The sequence below is a fragment of the Nonlabens sp. SCSIO 43208 genome (assembly GCF_050703575.1).
Taxonomy (GTDB): domain Bacteria; phylum Bacteroidota; class Bacteroidia; order Flavobacteriales; family Flavobacteriaceae; genus Nonlabens; species Nonlabens tegetincola.
Genome location: NZ_CP065365.1, coordinates 1,834,304 through 1,853,448 on the forward strand (window position 1 = coordinate 1,834,304; position 19,145 = coordinate 1,853,448).

At 34.5% G+C, this 19,145-nt stretch carries 21 protein-coding genes and 1 CRISPR repeat array (1 of these 22 cut by a window edge); of the genes, 3 read left to right on the plus strand and 18 right to left on the minus strand.

Annotation, left to right across the window (positions count from 1 at the left end; genetic code table 11):
* Positions 1-3: 3 nt before the first annotated feature.
* The 4 genes from I5168_RS08340 to I5168_RS08355 all read right to left on the minus strand — a co-directional run bounded on the left by I5168_RS08340 (position 4) and on the right by I5168_RS08355 (position 4,808).
* The gene (locus I5168_RS08340; RefSeq protein ID WP_105019249.1) at positions 4-519 is read right to left on the minus strand and encodes a hypothetical protein; all 516 of its coding nucleotides are present in this window, start codon (positions 517-519) and stop codon (positions 4-6) included.
* Between the two features lie 2 nt (positions 520-521).
* Complete coding sequence (locus I5168_RS08345; protein WP_082586966.1) at positions 522-815, minus strand: winged helix-turn-helix domain-containing protein; 294 nt, start codon at positions 813-815, stop codon at positions 522-524.
* 3 nt (positions 816-818) lie between these two features.
* The gene (locus I5168_RS08350) at positions 819-1,457 is read right to left on the minus strand and encodes a hypothetical protein (RefSeq protein WP_105019248.1); all 639 of its coding nucleotides are present in this window, start codon (positions 1,455-1,457) and stop codon (positions 819-821) included.
* Between the two features lie 105 nt (positions 1,458-1,562).
* On the minus strand, positions 1,563-4,808 hold the full coding sequence (locus I5168_RS08355) for a S41 family peptidase (RefSeq protein ID WP_431471489.1): 3,246 nt from the start codon (positions 4,806-4,808) through the stop codon (positions 1,563-1,565).
* A gap of 75 nt (positions 4,809-4,883) precedes the next feature.
* On the opposite strand from I5168_RS08355, the gene I5168_RS08360 reads away from it, so the two are divergent.
* Together I5168_RS08360 and I5168_RS08365 are read left to right on the plus strand one after the other, a co-directional pair.
* Complete coding sequence (locus I5168_RS08360) at positions 4,884-5,240, plus strand: DUF1801 domain-containing protein (protein ID WP_105019246.1); 357 nt, start codon at positions 4,884-4,886, stop codon at positions 5,238-5,240.
* Positions 5,241-5,262: 22 nt separating this feature from the next.
* A complete protein-coding gene (locus I5168_RS08365; RefSeq protein ID WP_105019245.1) occupies positions 5,263-6,006 on the plus strand; it encodes a glycoside hydrolase family 25 protein in 744 nt (247 codons plus the stop codon).
* Here I5168_RS08365 and I5168_RS08370 read toward each other — a convergent pair.
* The 14 genes from I5168_RS08370 to I5168_RS08435 all read right to left on the minus strand — a co-directional run bounded on the left by I5168_RS08370 (position 5,999) and on the right by I5168_RS08435 (position 17,541).
* The gene (locus I5168_RS08370; RefSeq protein ID WP_431471490.1) at positions 5,999-7,141 is read right to left on the minus strand and encodes a cytochrome-c peroxidase; all 1,143 of its coding nucleotides are present in this window, start codon (positions 7,139-7,141) and stop codon (positions 5,999-6,001) included. The two genes, I5168_RS08365 and I5168_RS08370, sit on opposite strands and share 8 nt — an antisense overlap.
* 161 nt (positions 7,142-7,302) lie before the next feature.
* Positions 7,303-7,794 (minus strand): GIN domain-containing protein, encoded by a 492-nt coding sequence (locus tag I5168_RS08375; protein WP_431471491.1) that lies wholly within the window; start codon positions 7,792-7,794, stop codon positions 7,303-7,305.
* Positions 7,795-7,957: 163 nt separating this feature from the next.
* Positions 7,958-8,776, minus strand: coding sequence for a 3-deoxy-8-phosphooctulonate synthase (gene kdsA, locus I5168_RS08380; protein ID WP_042280334.1), 819 nt, complete (start codon positions 8,774-8,776; stop codon positions 7,958-7,960).
* 4 nt (positions 8,777-8,780) lie between these two features.
* Positions 8,781-9,182: a rhodanese-like domain-containing protein gene (locus tag I5168_RS08385; RefSeq protein ID WP_167342190.1), complete on the minus strand. Its 402-nt coding sequence runs from the start codon at positions 9,180-9,182 to the stop codon at positions 8,781-8,783.
* On the minus strand, positions 9,182-9,499 hold the full coding sequence (locus tag I5168_RS08390; RefSeq protein ID WP_167342189.1) for a rhodanese-like domain-containing protein: 318 nt from the start codon (positions 9,497-9,499) through the stop codon (positions 9,182-9,184). Before I5168_RS08390 ends, I5168_RS08385 begins: the two co-directional genes overlap by 1 nt.
* 3 nt (positions 9,500-9,502) lie before the next feature.
* The gene (locus I5168_RS08395; RefSeq protein ID WP_431471492.1) at positions 9,503-10,915 is read right to left on the minus strand and encodes an MBL fold metallo-hydrolase; all 1,413 of its coding nucleotides are present in this window, start codon (positions 10,913-10,915) and stop codon (positions 9,503-9,505) included.
* Between the two features lie 86 nt (positions 10,916-11,001).
* Complete coding sequence (locus I5168_RS08400) at positions 11,002-11,652, minus strand: thioredoxin family protein (RefSeq protein WP_431471493.1); 651 nt, start codon at positions 11,650-11,652, stop codon at positions 11,002-11,004.
* 3 nt (positions 11,653-11,655) lie between these two features.
* Positions 11,656-12,132 carry a redoxin family protein gene (locus I5168_RS08405; protein WP_338349961.1) on the minus strand — a complete coding sequence of 159 codons (477 nt, stop codon included), beginning with the start codon at positions 12,130-12,132 and terminating at the stop codon, positions 11,656-11,658.
* 79 nt (positions 12,133-12,211) lie between these two features.
* Positions 12,212-12,706, minus strand: a complete 495-nt coding sequence (locus tag I5168_RS08410) for a YkgJ family cysteine cluster protein (protein ID WP_431471494.1) — start codon at positions 12,704-12,706, stop codon at positions 12,212-12,214.
* Positions 12,706-13,263: a DUF2059 domain-containing protein gene (locus I5168_RS08415; protein ID WP_431471495.1), complete on the minus strand. Its 558-nt coding sequence runs from the start codon at positions 13,261-13,263 to the stop codon at positions 12,706-12,708. Before I5168_RS08415 ends, I5168_RS08410 begins: the two co-directional genes overlap by 1 nt.
* Before the next feature lie 103 nt (positions 13,264-13,366).
* Positions 13,367-14,254 carry a bifunctional 5,10-methylenetetrahydrofolate dehydrogenase/5,10-methenyltetrahydrofolate cyclohydrolase gene (locus tag I5168_RS08420; RefSeq protein ID WP_042280318.1) on the minus strand — a complete coding sequence of 296 codons (888 nt, stop codon included), beginning with the start codon at positions 14,252-14,254 and terminating at the stop codon, positions 13,367-13,369.
* Positions 14,255-14,607: 353 nt separating this feature from the next.
* Positions 14,608-15,936: a signal recognition particle protein gene (gene ffh, locus I5168_RS08425; protein WP_042280317.1), complete on the minus strand. Its 1,329-nt coding sequence runs from the start codon at positions 15,934-15,936 to the stop codon at positions 14,608-14,610.
* Between the two features lie 162 nt (positions 15,937-16,098).
* Entirely contained in the window at positions 16,099-16,527 is a 429-nt protein-coding gene (locus tag I5168_RS08430; protein WP_105019237.1) for an FKBP-type peptidyl-prolyl cis-trans isomerase, read from the minus strand.
* Positions 16,528-16,659: 132 nt separating this feature from the next.
* The gene (locus I5168_RS08435; protein WP_431471496.1) at positions 16,660-17,541 is read right to left on the minus strand and encodes a Brp/Blh family beta-carotene 15,15'-dioxygenase; all 882 of its coding nucleotides are present in this window, start codon (positions 17,539-17,541) and stop codon (positions 16,660-16,662) included.
* 81 nt (positions 17,542-17,622) lie between these two features.
* Here I5168_RS08435 and I5168_RS08440 point away from each other — a divergent pair, with 81 nt between their 5' ends.
* A complete protein-coding gene (locus tag I5168_RS08440) occupies positions 17,623-18,351 on the plus strand; it encodes a bacteriorhodopsin-like (protein ID WP_042280311.1) in 729 nt (242 codons plus the stop codon).
* A 135-nt stretch (positions 18,352-18,486) separates the two neighbouring features.
* A CRISPR array of direct repeats spans positions 18,487-19,145; the repeat unit is 46 nt; unit sequence GTTGTGAATTGCTTTCAGATTCAGATTTTTAATGATCTTTGACAAC; it runs 1,059 nt beyond the window's last position.

The following is a 19,145-nucleotide window of genomic DNA, read 5'->3' on the forward strand; positions in this document are numbered from 1 at the left end:
ATGCTATAATTTATAAGTTGTTTTAACTGGTTTTAATTGTGAAATCGGAATGTGTAATAGATCCCGATAATTTTTGTGATAAACCGGCAATGATTCCCGACCATTTTTCAAAGCAGTCTTAAATAAGGAGTAGGAGTCTGGATAAAATAGAATACCAGCTAATAAAGCAATAGGTATGTAGTAACTGCGCTTGCCGTTACCGAATAACCAAAATTGCATCGCAATTTCATTAGAAGTGTCTATATCATATCCTGTGATTAGATGGAAGATGTCATGATCTTCACATTTAGGCTGTGGTGTAAAATCATGTTTGAGTAAAAAGCATCCCAAATGAAATCCCAGTGTGGTATAATGATATTGCAGCAGTTCCTTTACAGATATATCCCACGGTGATGCAGGTTTAATCGCGATATAAATCTGACTAGATATTCTAAATAGAGACGAAATTAAGACTTCTCTAATGGTTTTTAAAGTACTTTGAATTTCAAAGTAAATAGGTAAAAAAAATAGTTTATTCATAATTAGCCATTTTTAATTAATTTTTCTAACGCATTAATATGAGAGGTAAAGGCTTCTTTACCGTGCTGAGTTATAATGTACTTGGTATTTGGTTTTCTACCTATAAAAGATTTCTCAACTCTTATATATTTTTCTTTTTCTAAAGCTTTGGTATGACTAGCTAGATTACCATCAGTAACTCCTAACTCTTCTTTAAGTTGTTTAAAATCTGCAGCATCGTTAACTATTAGAATAGACATGATTCCTAATCTTATTCTATGATCAAATGCTTTATTTAACTTGTCAATGATACTCACTGGTTATTGCTTGTCGTATTTAATATACATAATACTTCCATATAAGATATGGCAAATTCCAAAACCAGCCACCCAAAAATAGAGACCATATCCAATGAACACTAAGTTCAATAACCCCAAAATAGCGCAAGTAAGACCTAAATACTTAACTGTCCCTAGTGTGAAATGAGATGCATTCATGCAGGCTAGTCCATAAAAGATAAGCATGCACGGTGCAACTAATCCTATAAATCCATAGTACAGCATGATTAAAGTAAACAAACCACCTATACTTAATGGAGCTAAAAAATTAAGAACCAATCTTATAGATTGTTTCGTCCATATTTTTTGGTTATACTTTTTAGCTTTTGCTTTAGTTAGGAAAAAAGCAGTTATTACAGCAAGAACAAGTACTACGATTGCTACAAGAATGATTTGAACACTCGTATTTTGATTAAAAGGTGTGGATATCATTCTGTCGAATGAATCGGTGTAGCCATTGATTTGAGCTCTTTGTAAAATAAAAAAACCGATTATTCCACCGATAATGGCATAAAAGCCTGCTAGTATGCCGCTCAATCCTGAAAGCGATATGAATCGTGTGGACCGATTCATGATGTTTTTAATTTCGGCGATGTCTTGTAGGTACTTTTCTTTTGTCATTTTAAAAGAACTTTGAAATACAAAGTAAAAGTAAATATTTAATTCTACAAAGTTTTAGAATCAAAAAGTCCTGAATTATTTCAGGACTTTTTTACATTATTTAATTTAATCTTGATCATTTTGATAACCATCAGGCCTCTTCCACCTAACAGGATCAGCAGGATCTTTTTTGAATATAAATTCTTCTTTAGGTAATAATTTTAAAGCTTCATTTACTGCCTTTTCCAACTGTGGATCTCTGCCTTTTACAGTTTCTTTAGGTTCTTGTATCACTTCTATATCCGGCGATACACCTACTCCTTCAACAGCCCAATTCCCTTGCAAATCGTAAAATCCACCTCTTGGAGCAACCATTCTTCCTCCATCTATAAAGTTAGGAGTGTCCCATGTACCTACTAGTCCACCCCAAGTCCTTGTACCTACCAATGGACCTAACTGAGCTTTCTTAAACATATATGGTAGTAAATCTCCTCCAGATCCAGCTCTTTCATTTATGATCATCACTTTAGGCCCAAAAATTCCTGCCATAGGCGTGGTCCAAGGTTTTCTATCTCCTGCTTTACTATTAAAATAACCGAATGGTTTTCTTTTCAAAATATCGATTATATAATCTGCAGCGCTACCACCACCATTATTTCTTTCATCAATAATGACCCCTTTTTTATCTTGTTGACTGAAGTAATATCTGTTGAAGGATACAAATCCAGCTTGTGAGGTATTAGGCACGTAAACGTAAGCTAATTGACCATTGGACATTTCATCGACTTTGCGTCTATTGTTTTCAATCCAATTTTCTGTACGTAATCCTCTTTCTGATTGAATAGGTTTAATCATTAGTTTTCTTGATGTCTTACCACTTGCTTCCTTTGATACTGTAATTTGTATTTCACGGTTAGCTGTTTGTTCAAATAATTTATAAATGTTAGAATCTGGTGATACCTTAACACCGTTTACTTCAATGATGTAATCTCCTTCTTGAATATCCAAACCTGGGATTGACAAAGGAGCAACAAGATTTGGGTTGTAAGCTCCAGTTGAATAAATTTTTGAAATTTGATAACCATTTTTTTTCAACGTAATATCTGCCCCTAAAAGGCCTGTAGGAACTCGATTAACATCAGGCAGGTCACCGCCTGAAACATAGCTGTGACCTATTGCTACTTCACCGCTTATTATATCAATGATATAGTTTAAGTCTGTTCTATGTTGGGCATGTTTTACCCATGGTGAGTACCACTCATAAATTTCATCCCATGGAGCTCCATGAATATTGTCGACATAAAGAAAATCCCTCATATATCTCCATCCTTCTTTAAATATTTGTTGAAACTCTTTTTGAGGTTCTACAAGCATTTTAAGATTCGTTTTTATTTTATCATCATTCTTTACAGTCTTTGAATTTGTTGAAGTGCTTTTCCACGTATTCTGTGAATAGAGTAAAATTTGATTACCGTCGATTGAGGTTTTAATTTTTGAAACATCATCAATAAACAGATCAAATTTCTCTTTAGGAATATTATATTTTATTAATTCACCTTTATTTTTCCCTACTTTACGATCACTTTTTCGTAAAATAAAAAGCTCATTTTCAGGTCCGGCAAACATCTCAACATACTGTTCTGTTGGTAATTTTAAACTCACCATTCTTTCAAATATTCCATTTTGATTTATGACTACATTCTTTGCTTCATTTGCATTATTGGAATCATTATCTTTTTCTTGAGAAGCAGATTTCTCTATACTTTCATCACTACTTATAGTCACAGGAGCTTTATCTGTTTTATTTAAAACAACAGCATAAAGATTGCGTGAAGTTTTTGGGTCATAATTACTCATGTCTAACCAACCTGATTCAAGTCCATAATCTGTACTTGCAAGTGTATAGACGTATTTACCGTTTTTATCCCATACAGGACTTATACAATCAGCCAATGGATGGGTTATTTGAAAAGTATTTTTATTTTCTATGTTGTGTACTTGAATAGATTTAAAATGACTTTCCTGTTGTTTTGAGTAAGCCACCCATTTACTATCGGGTGACCAGGTAGGATTCATCGTTCGGTTGGGGTGAGCATAGGTATCAGTATCTGCAATATAGCTTTTAGAGGTTTCTAAATTAGTTATCCAGAGATTGTAGTGAGTATCTGTAAAAGCGATGTATTTACCATCAGGAGACCAAGCAGGCTTAAAAAAGAAAGTGCTTTGTGGGATTGAAATCTCTTGTTCTACTTCTCCAAAAATATCAGTAATGTACAGCTTGTATTCACCTGTGCGATCGCTAAAATATGCTATTTTATCTCCTATTGGAGACCAAATTGGATTCCTATCTGCAGAAGATGAATTTTTTGAAATATTTCTCCATGAGCCATTTTCTTTAGGTACAGTAAAAATCTCACCTCTATGTTCAAACAGCACCCGTTTACCATTAGAAGAAATATCAGCATTTTGTAAATCTTTGTCCTTTATCTCACTCCAGTGCGGTCGGTAATCATTGATGTCGGCCTTTACATTAATAACAATTTGTTTTGTATCACCATTTACAGGATTGAGAAGTTTCAAAAAGCCAGCGTGTTCATAAATAATTTGATTCTTATCTGCATCAAGACTTTTTACATCAAATTTTTTATGAAAGGTAATTTGTTTTTCTTCTTTTGTATGAATATTGAATGACCAAATATTGGAAGTGTAATCCCGTTCCGAAAGATAGTAAACGGTATCATCTATCCATACTGGATCCAAATGCCTTTCTTGATCTTTTTGTGGCGTTGTTTGTAATTCAAAATTTGAGAGGTTAACAATCCATATGGGCATGGCTTGTCCACCGCGATAGTTGCGCCATTCTGGATCCCAGCTAGTAATTGGAGTATAAGCAACATACTTTCCATTAGGCGAGATTTCTCCGTAACTAGCTCGTGTTAAGGGCATTTCTTTTGGAAATGCATCATTGATTCCTATGGTGTAAAACTTATTAAGTCTGGTAGGAGTTCCTGATCTACCACTTCTAAAAATAATCTCTCCATCAGGAGTCCAGCCTTGTACAAAATCTCCTTCAGGATGGTAGGTTAAACGTTTAGGTGAACCTCCATTCGTGGGAATCACATACACATCTATATTTCCGTCATATTGTCCCGTGAATGCTATATGTTTACCATCTGGAGAAAAATGCGGAGCACTTTCATAGCCTTCATGTGAAGTTAATCTAATAGCTTGACTACCATCGGTACTTGATAACCACAAGTCGTTAGCATAAACAAAAGCAACTTTATTTTCATGAATAGTTGGCTGTCTAAGCAACCTACTACCTTGAGCAAAAATTAAAATAGGGAAGAAAAGGAAGAAAATAGTTTTCATAATTTTATTTTAGTCAGAGCTTAAATTTACGAAATTACGCTTTCGCGAAAGCGTAATAACCACTAAATTAACCACATGAATCCGGCAGAAGATTATATCTACAAAGCTCCAGAACCTTTCAATCATATTATGATGGACTTACACGTATTGATAAGTTCAAATTTCCCAGATGCCGTTCTAAAATATAAATGGAGTTTACCTTTTTATTACCTAAAGGGAAATATCATGTTTTGTTATATAAATTTTAGAAGGAAATATGTGGACCTAGGACTCGCATATGGAAGTGAATTATCCAATAAACACAATAAATTGGTTGCTGGTGAAGGGCGTAAGCGTATGAGGTCGTTGAGGTATTTTTCTATAGACGATATGGACAATAAAGTGTTGTTAGAAACCTTGATAGAATTACAAAATCTTAGACTGAATAGATAACTTATTAAATAGACAGTTATACATGAAGAGGTCTAAAATTTTATTGATCACCGCCGTTATTTCTCTAGTCGTAGCATTTTATTTTTATCGGGATTACAGTAACTTTTCATCAATTAAACCAACTAACGTTCATTTTGAAAATCGTATTGAAAAATATAGTATTCAAGGAATCGATGTATCACATCATCAAGGAGTAATTGAATGGGATAAGGTGACCTATCCTAATCCAGAAAGAAGCTTACAATTTGTTTTTATAAGGGCAACTGTAGGAGTGGAAAAAGATAAAAGGTTCAAAAGAAATTGGGAAGAATCACAAGTCTTAGACATAAATCGTGGTGCCTATCATTATTATTGGGCCAATGTTAACAGCACTCAACAAGCAAAAAATTTTATTAAAACGGTAGATTTAAAGAAAGGTGATTTACCACCTGTTCTTGATATTGAAGATGTCTCTAGCATACAATCAATAGAAAACCTGAGAAAAGGACTTAAAAATTGGATTTCTATTATTAAAAAACATTATGGAGTAGCTCCTATTCTTTATACAGGAGCTAGTTATTACAAGGATTATTTATCTAGCGATGATTATTTTAAAAATTATCCTAGGCTGTGGATTGCCAATTATAGCTATAGTGGTCAACCAGAAGGTGATTGGGATTTTTGGCAGTTTACTGATAAGCTTGCTGTTCCCGGTATAAAGCCTCTTGTTGATGGCAATGTTTATCGCCACGATGAGAACACATATAATAAACTATTAATTAATTAGGTTGGATAAATGGATTACTCCATTTTTCATCAGTATAGACTGAGTTGCCTGAAAGGGTTCTTAAAAAGCTAATGAGATCTTCCTTTTGTGTTTCAGTAAGTTGTAAATCTTGACCAACTGGTCCATTTGGCCCTACAGAAGAGAACAATAAAGGGTCTAATAATTGTTGGTTTGCTATATCAATTTGATTGTAATGGTTGACCATCTCTAACAGCGTTGACAAAGAGGCGTCGTGCATTAAAGGGCCATTTAAATTTCCCATGGGATCGGTGAGATCACGTAGGCTAGGAGATCTAGTATTATCATGATCATTTAAATTCGGATTGTTAAGCACTCCTATTACACCATTATTATGGATGTCATCTCTTATGGCAAACTCAGGACCTGCATGGCAACTCACACAACCTGCACCACCATTGACAGCTGGCGTATTAAACAGTCTTTTACCACGATTTTCAGATTGGGTAAAATTTGGAAATGGAGTATTGATATTCCCAGTTTGAACAAGACCTTCATCAAATTTTGAATCAAAAGACTGAATGCTTAAAACAAAATTAGCCAAAGACTCTTGAATGCCTTCTGTTGTTACTTGTTCATTGCCGTATACTTGTTTAAAGAGTACTGGATAATACTCTAATGATTGTAGTTTTTGAACCAAAGACTCCAAAGTATTTGAGTCATTGGAACCGCTAAAACCCATCTCTATATGATCTTGAATAGGTTGTAATACTTGATCTTCTATAGAACTAGCTCTTTCATCCCAAAAATAAGAAGTTCCTGGTCTATAACCGGCATTTACTAGCCGCATACTGTGCCTTGTAGTAATTCCATTAACACCTACACTTGCCATGTTAAGATCGCCAAAAGCATGAGACTGAATATGGCAACTTGCACAAGAAATAGAATTATCAATAGATAAGTTTTTATCGTAAAATAAAACTCTACCTAATTGCGCTTTTTCATTTTCAACATCATTTCCTGTATTTACGAATCTTATATAGTTAGGTACTTGCGTGTTTTGATAGGGTAGTGTTGTAGATAAACTGATGTTTGTAAAATGATTATTAAGGATCTCTTGCTCAGTTAAAATTACTTCATCATTGGATTCTTGACAACCTATAAAGATGGTACTCAAGACTAATAAACAAATCGAAACTATAAAATGACTTTTTCCCATTTTCAACTAACTTTTAAGTTTAGACTTAGATATCTAACAAAAGTTTAACAATTTAAAAGAGAAATAAAAAAAAGCGCCTCAAAAAATGAGACGCTTTACTATTTTTTTGTGATAAATTATTAGTCAATAGCAGCAATTAAAACTCCATCTACAGTTTCCTTAGTTGTTTTTGCTTGTTCAGCGGCAACAGAACTATCTCCTGATCTTATGATGTTTAATGTACCAATCTTAAAATTGTTAAGATCTACTTGAGCTCCGTTTAAGGCCTCTACCATTAAAGACTTTTCGTAATTAAATTTTGAGAAAGAAACTTGTGTATTTCCTTTAACCGAAAGTGCTTTTAAAGAGTTAGTGTAGATTCTAATTTTAAGAGGTTTGGCGCTTGTGCCATTCTGTCTAACGATCAGACTGTTGTTTTCAGTTGATATCGTAAAGTTTTTAAGATCTTCTTCATTGAGATTAAACATAACCTTATCCGATGTAGAGTTTACGAATTCTACTTCAGCATCAGCGTGAATTTTTACACGTTTAAGATCATCTGTGTTTTTTACGGTTTGAGCGTTTGCAATTCCGGCTACCAGAATAACAAACAAAAAAAGTAACTTTTTCATAGCATTTTATTTTGTTGTTCTTATTAAAAGACATGCAAAGTTCCTTTTTGTTACAGTTATAAAAAACTGTTTTACAATTTCTTAAACATAACTTGAATATATCGAAATAAAAAAGTCAGGCGATCCAATGATAGCCTGACTTTGAACGTTGTGTTAACGATAGTTAAAACGAACTAATTGTTTTCCTGATAGTTACGAGTCTTGTCAGTAAACCTTCTAGATGTTGTAGGTCGAGCATGTTTGCGCCGTCACTTTTTGCGTTTGCTGGGTCAAAATGTGTCTCTATAAACAATCCATCTACATGGTTTACGACACCTGCTCTAGCGATTGTTTCAATCATATCTGGTCTTCCACCAGTTACTCCACTAGATTGGTTAGGTTGTTGTAAACTATGCGTCACATCTAGTACTGTAGGAGCAAATTGTCTCATGGTAGGAATTCCTCTAAAATCAACGATCATATCCTGATAACCAAACATGGTACCGCGATCAGTAATCCAAGCCTTATCGCTACCAGAGTCCTTTACTTTTTGAACTGCATGTTGCATAGCTTCGGGTGACATGAATTGCCCCTTTTTAAGGTTAACTACCTTACCTGTTTGTGCAGCTGCAACTACTAGATCGGTTTGTCTAACTAAAAAAGCAGGTATTTGCAGAACATCCACATATTGAGCCGCTTTTTGTGCATCACTTACTTCATGAATATCGGTAACCGTAGGAACATCAAATGTTTTTGAGACTTTTTCAAGAATTTTTAAAGCTTTTTCATCACCTATTCCAGTGAAGCTGTCAATTCTGCTGCGGTTTGCTTTTTTAAAGCTTCCTTTGAATATGTAAGGGATTTTTAAATCATCTGTTATACGCACAACTTTCTCAGCTATTCGTAAAGCCATTTCTTCACCTTCGATAGCACAAGGGCCAGCAAGTAAAAAGAAATTATTACTATCGGTATGCTTAAGTTTTGGAACTTGTTTTAAATCCATAATTTTAATTCTGTACAATTACTTTACGACCACTTTTTTCCCATTGTTGAATTCCTCCTGTTAGGTCGTAAATTTTTAGAAATCCATTTTCCTCGAGAATTTTGGCGCAACGAGCACTTTGACCACCTTTATTACAATAGAGTAATAATGGTTCCTCTTTATCTAGTGAAGATAAAATCTTTTCGAGATCTGTATTTTCTATCTCCATATTAACTGCGCCTTTAAGATGCTTTTTATTAAAATCAAGATCTTTACGCACGTCAATAAGCTTTACCTTGTTAGTTTCAATTAAGGATTCAGCCTCTTCGGGTGAAATTTTTATAATTGTACCTGGTTTATCTTGAAAACAAGAACTTATGGAAATAGAAAATAGAATTACAAAAAATAATCGATATATAGTTTTCATTAAATGTGCGTTGTTTCTCCTTCCCACTCCATAAATCCACCTAATAGATTATAGGTGTTTGGTAGTCCCAATTGATTCATAATTTGACAAGCTTGAGCGCTACGACTACCAGCACGACAATATACATAGTAGTTTTTAGAAGCGTCCATGCCGTTTACAGCATTCATGAAAGTTTCTGGTTCATAAATGTTATAGTGCAGGGCACCAGGAATAATTCCTTCTTCAGTTACTTCTTCTTTTGTTCTAACATCTAGAATGATAGCGTTTTCATCGTTAGCGATGAGTTTTCTCCATTCCTCTTGATTAATATCTTTCATAATTTATATATTACAAGAACTAGTAGTGACCAATTCTTGATTTTTTAATTCAGTTTTTTTGATGGCTCCATAACCACCTAATACATTTTTAAACTTAAAGCCTTGTGATTGAGCAATACTGGCAAAAATCACTGACCTATATCCACCAGCGCAATGAACTGTATACACTTTAGTTTTATCCAAATGTTTCAATTCGGAATGAACGTTATCTAGGGCATGTAAAGGTACTCCATTGACATGACTGCTTTCATATTCACCAGGTTTACGACAATCTAGTGGTTGTTCAATCATTCCAGACTCTAGTCCATCGATAAATTCTTGAGCTGTAATATCTTCAATGCTTGAAATAGAATATCCTGCAGTTTTCCAACTACTAATTCCTCCTTTAAGATAGCCCTGAGAGTTGTCGTAACCTACTCGCGCTAGTCTAGTCACTGCTTCTTCTTCTCGACCTTCAGGTGCGACTAGAATAATTTTTTGATCAATATCTTCTATTAAAGCTCCTACCCATGGGGCAAATTGTCCATCTAGACCTATGAACCAACTTCCAGGTATGTGTTCTTTGGTAAATTCTTGTGGACTGCGTACATCAAGTACTAGATATTCTACATCGTCTGCGAGCGCTTTAAAAGATTTTGCATTAATAGGTGTAATTCCTCTTTTTAATATCTCGTCAATACTGCTGTTCACACCCTTGTTCATCCACACGTTTTTAGGGAAATAAGAAGGCGGTGCAGCAATTCCTGTAGTTACTTCTTTGATAAAATCCTCTTTAGTTAAATCAGGATTAAGAGCATAATTAATTTTCTTTTGATTCCCTAAAGTATCGCTAGTTTCTTTACTCATATTCTTACCACAAGCACTACCAGCACCATGAGCAGGATAAACAATGATGTCATCTGGTAAGGGCATGATGTGATTGCGTAGACTATCATATAAATGACCTGCAAGATCTTCTGTGCTTAGATCTGATTTCACTGCAAGATCAGGACGACCTACATCGCCTATAAAAAGTGTGTCACCTGTAAATATTGCCTCTGCTTTACCTGTTTCATCTTTTAATAAATAACAAGAGGACTCCATGGTGTGTCCAGGAGTGTGTAACAAGATAAGTGTAATGTCACCGATAGAAAAACTTTGTTGGTGTTCCGCTTTCGCGAAAGCGTAACTAGTACTGGCATTAGGCCCGATAACAATCGTGGCACCAGTTTTATCTGCTAGATCTACATGACCAGATACAAAGTCTGCATGAAAATGAGTAAGAAATATATATTTAATGGTAGCTCCTTCTTGAGCAGCTCTATCAATGTAAGGTTGTACCTCACGTAGTGGATCTATTACCGCAGCCTCGCCATTACTGGAAATGTAATAAGTTCCTTGAGCTAGACATTTTGTATAATATTGTTCCAATATCATAATTCTAATTTTAAGACAAAAATAAGAAATTATGATAGGGATATGTACCTTGAATTAGGTCAAGTCAATAGATTATAACAATATACCTATTTAATACTGCAACCTATGGCTCTCGTATAGGTATTTTCTATTTTTTTGTTGTTTAAAAGCGCTTGCAAAGCATCTTCTAAAAAATGATTTTTAACTTTACTCGCATCCTTATGATTATCGTCTATTGCTCCTATGTAACGAACTACATTTCTAGGTCCTTCCTTTTTTAGCAAATAAACATGCGGAGTTTTTGTGGCACCATATTGTGGATATATTTTTTGGCCTTCATCAAATAGATAAGGAAATGTAAAACCTTTTTCTCGAGCTCTAACAATCATGTTCTCATAACTGTCTGCAGGATAAGTTTCGGTATCGTTAGGATTAATTGCAATTACAGGATATCCTAATTCTTTATACTTTTTATCAATTGCGATAATTCTATCTTCATAAGCCACACTATAAGGACAATGATTACATGTAAAAATTACAATAAATCCTTTGGCCTGTTTGTAATCTGATAAGGACACCATTTTACCATCGATATTTTTAAGAGAAAAATCTGTAGCAACATCACCTACTTTATAACCAGACTCTTGTATAGTGTCAGCAACATCATATCCCATTACTTTGGTGTCTATTACACCACTGGTAATGACAACAGCCACAAGTATTACTGCACTTAAACTTAAAAATTTCACGATTTTCATAACCTATCTAAATTGTGCAATGGCTTCTTCCAACTGGTCGTAGGTCACTGCTTTGTTTATAAAATATTTTTCTTTTCCTTTTTTTATAAGGGTTACTGGTATGGCACCATCCCAATGATCGTCTACCATGGGTATCCACTCTGCGGCATAGGGATCATCTAACAGGTAAACGGAACTTTTAATTTCTTCTTCTTTAAGAAATGGATTTACCGTTGAAGTTACCTTTTCTACATCGTCTAAGGATATAAGAACTACATCTACATCATCATATTTAGTGTTTACTTTTTCAAAATAGGGTAGCTCCTCTACACAAGGCGCGCACCAGGTTGCCCAAAAATTTATAACCTGAATCTTTTCACTAGGCTCATTGATGATATTAATAAAGCCTTCTCTTTGAATGACTTGGGTGGTGCTTATGGGTTTATCCTCTTTGCAAGAGAGTATTCCTAATAAAATGAATAAGTAAAGTGTCCACTTCATAATGCAATATTAGACAGGTAGTTTCACATGTGATGTGTGATTAACGATTGTTTGATATGGAATTAAGGAAATTTTAAAATTATAAGGGTAGTTTACTCTTCATTTTCTCTACCATCTTAAACGCTGCAGGACAAATGGCTGTGTTTTTTACCGTCAAAGTTCCTATTTGATAAATTTTGCGCCTATCGGTGTGCGGATATTCTCTACAAGCTTTGGGCCTTACCTCATAAATAGAACAATAATTATCTGCCCCTAGAAAATGGCAAGGCACCTGTTTAAGTACATAGTCTTTATCCTCGTCTATACGCAAGTAATCATCAATAAAATCGGATGGTTTCATCCTAAAGTGCTTAGCGATGCGCGCTATGTCATTGTCGGTAAATAGAGGACCAGTTGTTTTACAACAATTTGCACAAGTTAGGCAGTCCACTTCCTCAAAAACCTCATCGTGAGTTTCTTGAACTATATAATCTAGGTTTTTGGGTTTTTTTTTGCGTAATTTTTTAAAATACTGAGTGTTTTCAGTCTTTTTTTGAGCTGCAAGTTGGGGTAATTTTTTTAAATAATCGTCCATTAATTGCAATTCCCGGTAGGCATTCCAGAGTTATATCCCAGTTCCTTTATCTCACTTATGATACTGCAAAACAAATTTCTAGACCAGTACATGCTTGTCCTTTGTTTTGCAGCCGATAGATCACCTTGTATCTCGTTAATTTTTTGAGCGGTACTGCTTTCTAGATATTTGGCATAGGCTGCCTTTTGTTCCTCAGTCATGGCAGCTGGATTTTTACGCAATTGTATTCCCGCTTCGGATTTATAAAATTTAATCAATTGCTCTAGGTCATATTTTTCTGTGATAATACTACGATACTCTGCCGCTAGTATTCCCTTGAATTGGGCTACACTTTCCTTCTTGTTGTTTTGATGTTTTTTCCAAAAACTTTCAGGAACCGATTGTGATTGAAAAGCATCCTTAATTTGATTGAGCATCATGTCATAAGCTTGATTATATTCTTCATCAATTCCACCTACTTCAAAATATTCCATTACGAGAGCTTGGTAGGATGGTGATTGCGCTTTCGCGAAAGCGGAACCAAAGACTACTAGAGCGATTACAAAAGCTTTTTTCATGATATCAAAATTATTTATGGTACAAGTTTACTAAAATATTTACCGATCAATCCAAATGTAAGTTACAAAAAAAACTGCCCGATAAACGGGCAGTTTTTAAGGATTAATTGCTCATTACACGATGACGTTCACGAGCTAATAACGTATTTTTAAGTAGCATTGCAATGGTCATAGGACCTACACCACCTGGAACAGGTGTTATTGCACTAACCTTTTTGGATACATTCTCAAAGTCAACATCACCAGTGATGTAATAACCTTTTGCAGCACTTTCATCAGGAACACGAGTAATTCCCACATCGATTATTACTGCATCATCTTTAACCATTTCGGCTTTAAGAAAACCAGGAACTCCAAGCGCTGAAATGATAATATCAGCCTGTGAAGTAATTTGAGTAATATTCTTAGTTTGACTGTGCGTAAGTGTTACGGTTGAGTTTCCTGGGAAACCTTTTCTTCCCATAAGAATGCTCATAGGTCTACCTACAATATGCGATCGACCTATTACTACAGTATGTTTACCTTTAGTTTCAATGTTGTATCGTTCTAATAATTCGAGAATACCAAAAGGAGTAGCAGGGATAAATGTACTCATATCTAGTGCCATTCTTCCAAAATTTGTTGGATGAAATCCATCGACATCTTTGTCTGGATCTACAGCCATTAGAACTTTTTGGGTGTCAATTTGTTTAGGTAAAGGAAGCTGAACAATGAACCCATCAATTTCAGGATTTTGATTTAATTTTTTAATCTCTTTAAGCAATTCGGTTTCACTGGTAGTATTAGGCATTTTAATCAACGTGCTCTCGAAACCTACACGCTCACACGCTCTTACTTTACTGCCCACGTAGGTAAGACTTGCGCCATCATTACCTACAATTATTGCTGCAAGATGAGGTACTTTTTCACCTTTATCTTTCATTTCTTGTACTGCAGCTGTGATTTCATTCTTGATATCATTACTGGTCTTTTTACCGTCTAGTAGGATCATGATGCTTTTTAATTAATCGACTGTAAAATTGAAGAATTTGATTGATTTTTAAAAGTTTTGAAGTAATAGGTTTTCACTAGTTGTTAACGAAAACGTTTTATTAAAGACGGAGTGATAAATCATTTGTTTTAATACGTATGATAAAATCAATTACCAATCAAACCGCAGGTAAGAATAACTTAATGCTCATGATTTTATGTTATTCACGGGTAAAACTGGAGTCCAAACCAATTATTGTATTACAATAACTTTAAAAGCTGTAGCAATAGCGAAGTTCACTCGATATGAGAGAATTCAATTTATGTAGATCAATAAAGACGAAAAGCTCTTTTAAAATAGGGTAGGAGATATTTTTATCTCATTTTACCCAATGCATTCATCATTGCTTTTCCTTTACCGCCTTGCATCATTTTCATCATCTTGCTCATTTGGTCAAATTGTTTGAGCAGTTGATTTACATCTTTAACCGTACTACCACTACCTTTTGCAATACGTTTTTTACGGCTACCATTGATAATTTGTGGTTTAGTACGTTCTTCAGGTGTCATAGAATGTATGATAGCTTCAATACCTTTAAAAGCATCGTCGTCGATATCTACATTTTTAAGCATTTTTCCAGCACCAGGTATCATTCCCATAAGATCTTTAATGTTACCCATTTTTTTGATCTGCTGGATCTGACTTAGGAAGTCATCAAAACCGAACTGATTTTTAGCAATCTTTTTATTCAGTTTACGAGCTTGTTCCTCATCAAATTGTTCTTGAGCTCTTTCTACAAGTGAAACAACGTCTCCCATTCCTAGGATACGATCTGCCATACGTGATGGATAGAAAACATCAATGGCTTCCATTTTTTCACCTGTACCTATGAATTTAATAGGTTTGTCAACAACCGATTTAATAGACAAAGCAGCACCACCACGAGTATCACCATCTAGTTTAGTAAGAACAACTCCATCAAAATTTAAACGATCATTAAATGCTTTAGCCGTATTCACAGCATCCTGACCTGTCATCGAGTCTACTACAAAAAGAGTCTCTTGTGGTTGAACAGCAGCATGTACTTGAGCAATTTCATTCATCATTTGCTCATCTACTGCTAGACGACCAGCGGTATCTATAATAACAACGTTAAAGCCGTTTTGTTTTGCATGAGCTATTGCAGCTTGAGAAATCTTAACTGGATCTTTTTCGTCACGATTAGAATAAACCTCAACACCTATTGATTCACCTACTACATGTAATTGGTCAATGGCTGCAGGTCTATAAATATCACAGGCAACTAATAAAGGTTTTTTGCTTTTTTTTGTTTTTAAGAAGTTAGCCAGTTTACCAGAGAATGTAGTTTTACCACTACCTTGTAGACCAGACATTAAAATAACAGATGGATTACCCGATAGATTAACACCGGTTACTTCACCACCCATTAATTCTGCTAGCTCATCTCGTACAATTTTTGTAAGTAATTGACCAGGCTTTAATGAGGTAAGAACTCCTTGTCCAATCGCTTTATCTTTAGCCTTTTTAGTAAACTCCTTGGCAATTTTAAAGTTTACATCGGCATCAACTAGGGCACGTCTAATTTCTTTAAGCGTGTCAGCTACGTTAACTTCAGTAATACTACCATGCCCTTTAAGGACGTGCATGGCTTTATCTAACTTATCGGATAAATTATCAAACATAGGTATACCTCATTTTTAAGGAATGCAAAGGTAACATTTCTAGTAACGTGTTTCAAGTGAATTAGCTAGGTTCAACATAAGAAAATGTTTCTTACCTGCGTAAAAAGCAAACAGCCTTGTACCAATAGGTTACAAGGCTGTTTTTATAGGATTGTAAAAAATTTACTTAATTGCTACTAGTTCAAGGTCAAAAACCAAATCCTTACCAGCTAGTGGATGATTAGCATCTACCACAATGTGATCATCATGCACTTCACTCACACGTAGTTGACGTTCAGTACCATCTGGATTTTGAGATACTAATCCCATACCTACTTGTGGTTCAATTTCTTGAGGTAAGTTTGCTCTATCCACTTTTTGGAAAAGTTGATCGTGTATTTCACCATAAGCATCTTCCTTATTTATCGTAATAGTTTTTTTCTCGTTCACCTTCATATCGATAAGACCATGCTCAAAACCAGGAATTAATTGACCTTGTCCTAAAGTTACCTCTAAAGGATCGCGTTCTAGGCTACTATCAAATATTTGCCCATCTGTTAATTTTCCTGTGTAATGTACTTGTACAGTATCGTTTTCTTTTACTTGACTCATTGTAAATGTCTTGTTATTAGGCTTCAAAAGTATCAATCTAAATACCGCTAGACGAATTATATCTAAATTTCTCTTTGCTTTAAGAAAGACTTAACGTTCTTAATGTGTTAAACGTTAAATCGTAAAACGGTTTTATGCTTTTTTGATCATTTTATCCATGACGAATACGTGAGGAAACGTTATTCCTCCTAAGAATGCAACTATAATAGTCAGCAAGAATTGAGTTCTTTCTTGAAGAAAAAAATACAAAACACCTAAGAATATTAATGAAGCGATCCAATACAATGAACTGTATTTAATATAATTCCAAACATGTGACTGATTTGAGTCGCCATATAAAAAAGTGATTTGAGTGTACATAGAAGGTACACTGTGCCATAAAACAAAATAGATGGCAAATCCCCATAATAGACTACTTGTATTAAAAATAATAAAGATGACAGCGAGATATAATAATTCCTTAGCAATTGTCTTTAAAGGAAGACCTCGTAGTTGATAGGCTCCAGTAGCAACGAGGATAACGCATGTAGCAAGAAGGGCATAGTACAGTTGCTGTTCAGTTATATTCATGGAAACTATTTCATTGATAACATTTAGACTTTGACTGGAATTAATTTTGAATAGCATCAATAGGATTAATAATCCATAAGCCGCTACAAATAGATTGTTTTTCCAGGAAGCAGGTAATTGGTATTTTTCAAAATGTTCTTGTCCAAAATGATATCCACTTACCAGTATAAAAAGTCCAAGGGTAATTTGTGGTAAAAGAAAAAATCCTACAGTTCCTAGAAACACCACAACTAAATATTTCAATATGAATGAAAGTATCCTTTTAGTAGAACGTTCACTTTTGTTAAGGTGAATTCGCACATCATTAGCGCCATGTATAACTCCAATTGATAAAATTAATACCAACCCTAATCCATTTTCCCAATCTTCCGAAATACGCGTTGACACCCATAAACAAAGGAAACTTAGTATTAAAATGATACGGTATAAACCTCGGTAAGACATTTTTTGTTTAAAATTAACATTATAAAGTTAAACAAATATGTTTAAAGTTTTGTAATTTTAGTTCAACAAAAACATTTTATTATGAATACTTTATTATTACTTACCGAAGTTTCAAAAATCGCTCCCAATGATTATGTAGGGTTTTCGTTTTTTGTAGGCTGTATGGCTATGATGGCTGCCAGCGCCTTCTTTTTTCTTTCTATGAATTCTTTTGATAGAAAATGGCGTGTCTCTATTTTAGTTTCAGGATTGATCACTTTCATTGCTGCGGTTCACTATTGGTATATGAGAGATTATTGGTCTTCTTTTGCAGAGTCACCAGTATTTTTTAGATATGTGGATTGGGTACTTACGGTACCTTTAATGTGTGTTGAATTTTATTTAATTCTTAAGGTCGCTGGTGCAAAGAAATCTTTAATGTGGAAACTCATTTTACTTTCAGTTGTAATGCTTGTAACAGGATACTTTGGCGAAGCAGTTGATAGGGACAATGCCTGGTTATGGGGATTAGTTTCAGGATTAGCTTACTTCTGGATTGTTGCAATCATTTGGTTTGGCGAGGCAAAAAAACTCGCACAACAAGCAGGTGGCTACGTTTTGAGCGCTCATAAAACCTTATGCTGGTTTGTACTAGTGGGATGGGCCATTTACCCGATAGGTTATATGGCAGGAACTCCAGGTTGGTACGAATCGATTTTTGGAGGATTGGACCTTGATGTTGTGTACAACATAGGTGACGCTATTAACAAAATTGGGTTTGGGTTAGTTATCTACAATCTAGCTGTACAAGTTCAAAGTAAAAATGCTTAGTCACTAGATTTACTTTCGTTTTCCCCTTTTAAAAGACCTGTTGTGCCACAGGTCTTTTTTTGTGAATGATGTTTTTGGGATTACGCTTTCGCGAAAGCGAGCACAAATTAACACTGCAATAAAAATAAAAAGTTGATTAAAAATTGCTTTCAGATTCAGATTTTTAATGATCTTTGACAACCGGCAACGAAAACAACTATTTTAACTATGTGTTGTGAATTGCTTTCAGATTCAGATTTTTAATGATCTTTGACAACTCAGATAACATATTTATTATAACTATGACGGTTGTGAATTGCTTTCAGATTCAGATTTTTAATGATCTTTGACAACTGTTACGACCTATTGAAATTACACGGATCCGTTGTGAATTGCTTTCAGATTCAGATTTTTAATGATCTTTGACAACGCCATTAGTTAAAGTTATAGAGAAGTATTTGTTGTGAATTGCTTTCAGATTCAGATTTTTAATGATCTTTGACAACCTTAATTCAGTTAACGGAAGTAAAAGGCACGTTGTGAATTGCTTTCAGATTCAGATTTTTAATGATCTTTGACAACATTACATTTGCATAAACATTTGCTCCGTCAGTTGTGAATTGCTTTCAGATTCAGATTTTTAATGATCTTTGACAACGATAGTAAAAGAAAATACGCATTTAGACCTGTTGTGAATTGCTTTCAGATTCAGATTTTTAATGATCTTTGACAACAGTTAATACTCAAACAATTACCGTAGTGTTGGTTGTGAATTGCTTTCAGATTCAGATTTTTAATGATCTTTGACAACTGGT

Excerpts from the sequence above, each read along its gene's own strand:
- kdsA (WP_042280334.1), bottom strand. The coding sequence starts at position 8,776 with ATGGATTTAAAACAAGTTCCAAAACTTAAGCATACCGATAGTAATAAT.
- I5168_RS08420 (WP_042280318.1), bottom strand. The coding sequence starts at position 14,254 with ATGATCCTACTAGACGGTAAAAAGACCAGTAATGATATCAAGAATGAA.
- I5168_RS08435 (WP_431471496.1), bottom strand. The coding sequence starts at position 17,541 with ATGTCTTACCGAGGTTTATACCGTATCATTTTAATACTAAGTTTCCTT.
- I5168_RS08395 (WP_431471492.1), bottom strand. The coding sequence starts at position 10,915 with ATGATATTGGAACAATATTATACAAAATGTCTAGCTCAAGGAACTTAT.
- I5168_RS08365 (WP_105019245.1), top strand. The coding sequence starts at position 5,263 with ATGAAGAGGTCTAAAATTTTATTGATCACCGCCGTTATTTCTCTAGTC.
- I5168_RS08340 (WP_105019249.1), bottom strand. The coding sequence starts at position 519 with ATGAATAAACTATTTTTTTTACCTATTTACTTTGAAATTCAAAGTACT.
- I5168_RS08375 (WP_431471491.1), bottom strand. The coding sequence starts at position 7,794 with ATGAAAAAGTTACTTTTTTTGTTTGTTATTCTGGTAGCCGGAATTGCA.
- ffh (WP_042280317.1), bottom strand. The coding sequence starts at position 15,936 with ATGTTTGATAATTTATCCGATAAGTTAGATAAAGCCATGCACGTCCTT.
- I5168_RS08440 (WP_042280311.1), top strand. The coding sequence starts at position 17,623 with ATGAATACTTTATTATTACTTACCGAAGTTTCAAAAATCGCTCCCAAT.
- I5168_RS08430 (WP_105019237.1), bottom strand. The coding sequence starts at position 16,527 with ATGAGTCAAGTAAAAGAAAACGATACTGTACAAGTACATTACACAGGA.
- I5168_RS08385 (WP_167342190.1), bottom strand. The coding sequence starts at position 9,182 with ATGAAAACTATATATCGATTATTTTTTGTAATTCTATTTTCTATTTCC.
- I5168_RS08400 (WP_431471493.1), bottom strand. The coding sequence starts at position 11,652 with ATGAAAATCGTGAAATTTTTAAGTTTAAGTGCAGTAATACTTGTGGCT.
- I5168_RS08415 (WP_431471495.1), bottom strand. The coding sequence starts at position 13,263 with ATGAAAAAAGCTTTTGTAATCGCTCTAGTAGTCTTTGGTTCCGCTTTC.
- I5168_RS08360 (WP_105019246.1), top strand. The coding sequence starts at position 4,884 with ATGAATCCGGCAGAAGATTATATCTACAAAGCTCCAGAACCTTTCAAT.
- I5168_RS08350 (WP_105019248.1), bottom strand. The coding sequence starts at position 1,457 with ATGACAAAAGAAAAGTACCTACAAGACATCGCCGAAATTAAAAACATC.
- I5168_RS08405 (WP_338349961.1), bottom strand. The coding sequence starts at position 12,132 with ATGAAGTGGACACTTTACTTATTCATTTTATTAGGAATACTCTCTTGC.
- I5168_RS08410 (WP_431471494.1), bottom strand. The coding sequence starts at position 12,706 with ATGGACGATTATTTAAAAAAATTACCCCAACTTGCAGCTCAAAAAAAG.
- I5168_RS08355 (WP_431471489.1), bottom strand. The coding sequence starts at position 4,808 with ATGAAAACTATTTTCTTCCTTTTCTTCCCTATTTTAATTTTTGCTCAA.
- I5168_RS08390 (WP_167342189.1), bottom strand. The coding sequence starts at position 9,499 with ATGAAAGATATTAATCAAGAGGAATGGAGAAAACTCATCGCTAACGAT.